The 2946-nt window shown below is 66.2% G+C and carries 3 protein-coding genes; 1 reads left to right on the forward strand and 2 read right to left on the reverse strand.

What is annotated here, in order from left to right; genetic code table 11:
- Positions 1–600: 600 nt before the first annotated feature.
- Both ACFOYY_RS42420 and ACFOYY_RS42425 read right to left on the reverse strand, forming a co-directional pair.
- Positions 601–1419 carry a DUF5677 domain-containing protein gene (locus ACFOYY_RS42420; protein ID WP_386197191.1) on the reverse strand — a complete coding sequence of 273 codons (819 nt, stop codon included), beginning with the start codon at positions 1417–1419 and terminating at the stop codon, positions 601–603.
- A 407-nt stretch (positions 1420–1826) separates the two neighbouring features.
- Positions 1827–2255 carry a hypothetical protein gene (locus tag ACFOYY_RS42425; protein ID WP_386197192.1) on the reverse strand — a complete coding sequence of 143 codons (429 nt, stop codon included), beginning with the start codon at positions 2253–2255 and terminating at the stop codon, positions 1827–1829.
- A gap of 209 nt (positions 2256–2464) precedes the next feature.
- Between ACFOYY_RS42425 and ACFOYY_RS42430 the strand changes: the two genes are divergently transcribed.
- The gene (locus tag ACFOYY_RS42430; protein ID WP_386197193.1) at positions 2465–2854 is read left to right on the forward strand and encodes a hypothetical protein; all 390 of its coding nucleotides are present in this window, start codon (positions 2465–2467) and stop codon (positions 2852–2854) included.
- Positions 2855–2946: the final 92 nt, after the last annotated feature.

Consider the following 2946-nt stretch of genomic DNA (forward strand, 5'->3'; position numbering starts at 1 on the left):
GTGGAGGGTGTCCGGAGTTGTCGATCACACTCAACAGCCCTCACGGCAGGCTGCGCAACCGATTCCGCACACTCCGTGTCTGCTTACCCGGCGTGACCGGAGCGTTACACAATGGGAAGTTCGATGGGTAGGAGTTCCCACTCCAACAATATGCCCTCTGACCTGCGCTATTCCGGGGCCTCTCCGGCGCGATCCAGCCCTGGCGGACCAGATCGATGAAGAGGGCGCCCTGCGCGAGACGGCGAATCCGTGAATGCCAACCGAACATGGCCCCGACCCCGGACCACCACGCCGCCGAACCCGACCCTCACCAGGCAACAGGCGATCACGCCCTGGTCGACGGCGAGTTTCCCTCCCAAGGCAACCGTTCATCAGCCGGTTCGCCTGCCCCACCCGCCAGCTATCCGGAAGGCAAGAACGCCAGCCTTTCCGCTGGCGGAAAGGCTGGCTGTTCTACAGGAGCTTGACTAGGGCGAACGGACCTTCAGCGGGTAACGCGGATCGCCTCCTGAGAAGGTGCGACCTGCTTCTTGGCACCAAGGGTGCTTCCCGGCCAAATGCCCCGTCTCCCCGAACGAAAGGCTTTCGCTCTCTGTGCGATCAACCCGTTGCCGGGAGCGTGACAGGCAGAAGCTGCTTCACCGAGACGCCGTAGTCGGCCGCGGCGCGCGTGATCTGTTTGCGGAACGGGTCGTCTTTCAGCCGGGAGGACAGCACCAGACCGGCTTGCATGAGAAGGATCGGCAGCCAGATGACGTCGGCGCGTTCTCCCTCGCGCGGTTTGGCGTCCGCGTGGATCGCCCACCTGCCATCGCCGAGGTCCTCGGTGTAGGCGTCGGCGGTGTAGGCGCTGGCATGGGTGTAGTCGCACAGGTGCCGGTAGACGGTGTACATGTTCTCTTCGCCGAACCGGGCCGTGAGCTTGTTGAAACTTCTGAACTCTGCCAGCAGTTTCCTCAGCCGGGCGATCTCCGGGTCCGTGGAGGACTGGGAGAGGTCGACGCCCGCAGGAGTCCCGATCTCGATGTGCTCCAGGGCGGGCCAGCGATGCTCGCCGGTGTTCGGGTCGACCAGCTCCTGCAGGAGAGTCTTTCTGTTGCTCCAGGTGGAGAAGTCCACAACGGTCAGGCCATCGGCGCCCTCGGCGGCGAGCCAGAGCATCTTGTAGACATGCTCGACGATGGAACGGAAGATCGGCGTCGTCGTGATGGTCCGACCGGCGGCGACACGGTCGACGAAGTCCTCGGACAGGACGTTGACGTGCCGCCACCAACCCGCCAGGGCGCGGACGATCTCACGGTTCTCCACCGGAAGCTCCAACCCCGGGGCAAGCAGCACGTTGCCCTCGGCGATCAGTCTGCGGGCGATCGGCAGAGCACGTCTGGCGGTCTTGGCGTTATTCCCGAACTCGTACGTCACCTGTTCAACGGTACTGACGACGAAGCCGGAGATAACAGCCGTTTTCCGTGCCCCGGTTGACGATCGCCGCAGTCAGACTCGGTATCCGCCCGCCGGCCGCTTCCCCCGCACTGCCTGAACACGTCGCGACGAAGTCTTTCGCCCGCCTCGCCGCCAGCGATTCGGCATGCGATGTGGCCAGCCTTTCCGCCAGCGAAAACGCCAGCGAGAAGAATGTCCGCCCTGAAGGAGCAAGACCAGGGAGAACCGTCCCCATCGGAGGGGCTGTACGCGAGCGGGAGCGCTGTAATCGCACGACCGACCTCGTGATCGCGACACGTGCTGGTCAACGCTCACAAGCACGCTCAGAGGCGCGCACGATCACCGACGCGACCGGTCGAAGCTGGTTTCGCGGTGAGATCCATGATTCAGGAGGGACCCCGGCCGGGAACGCCCGGGTGTCGAGGGCCAGCCACCAGCGCCAGCAAGGTCCTGCCCCAGCGGACCAGAGCCGCTCGGCTCGACGGCACGGCCTGCGGACCAGGGCTCATGACGCCCCTGGGCAGACCTTTGACCTGCTCTCCAACGGTCCTGGTGACGGAGAACCACCGTTCCACGTCGAGATCTTCGCCCGAAGGGCTGTCGACCGAGTCCACGACCGCGAGCCCGCCGTAGCAGATCACCACGGGGTCCCAGCACGCCGGATCGTTCGGGGAGGGAACCCAGCCCACCACCATCTCCTCGACCCGGCGGCCTCCGCGGTAGTCGCGTACCAGCCACAGCGGGAAAGCTTGAGGGATCATCTGCGGCCAGGCCTCCGGCGCGGCGGCCGCCAAGGGCGTCGGGGTCATCATCATGTGCGGGCCTTCCTTCTGGACGGTGCTGAGCCGATGCCTACCGGAAACCGCCGCTTACGTCCTACGCGAGCCGTACGGCCGGTGATCAAGGCTGCCGTTCGACGACCGTCCGCGCTTTCCGGGGCAGACCACGGCGCTCGCCAGAAAAGAACGGACCTCGAGTTGATGGACCGTTCGAAGCACCCGCCGGGCCGTGCCACGGTGGATAGGTGAACGACTTCCCCCACCCGTTCGTCTCCGACGAGCCCGACCCCTACACCGAGACCGCCCTGGTGATCGGCGTGATCTACCCCGGCTCCCGCCCCCACCCGCATCCGCCCCACTGGATCGACGTCGGCGCCGACGAACTGGGCGACCTCTACCCCGACGAGGTCCTGCGGCGATGGGGGAAAGGACTCAGCTGGGACGACGGCGACCTGAATCATGTCCCCTACCTCGTCCCGAAGGACGACTTCCGCGACGGCGAGCAGCTCGTCTTCGCGCGAGAGCACCAGGTGCGGGTCATCGGTCCTGACGAGTTCGCCGTCGAACCTCGCGACATCGAGAACCTGCGCCGGGCGGCTCAGGCCGGAACTTCCTCCGAGCGGCCCGCTTCATAGCCGCGGTCTTCACGCGGCTGCTCGGGTTCAGGGGCCAGCGGCAGCGGCAGGCCCAGCAGGTCGGCGAGCTTGGCCGTGGGAACGCGGATCGC

Source organism: Streptosporangium jomthongense (assembly GCF_042650425.1).
Classification (GTDB): Bacteria; Actinomycetota; Actinomycetes; order Streptosporangiales; family Streptosporangiaceae; genus Streptosporangium.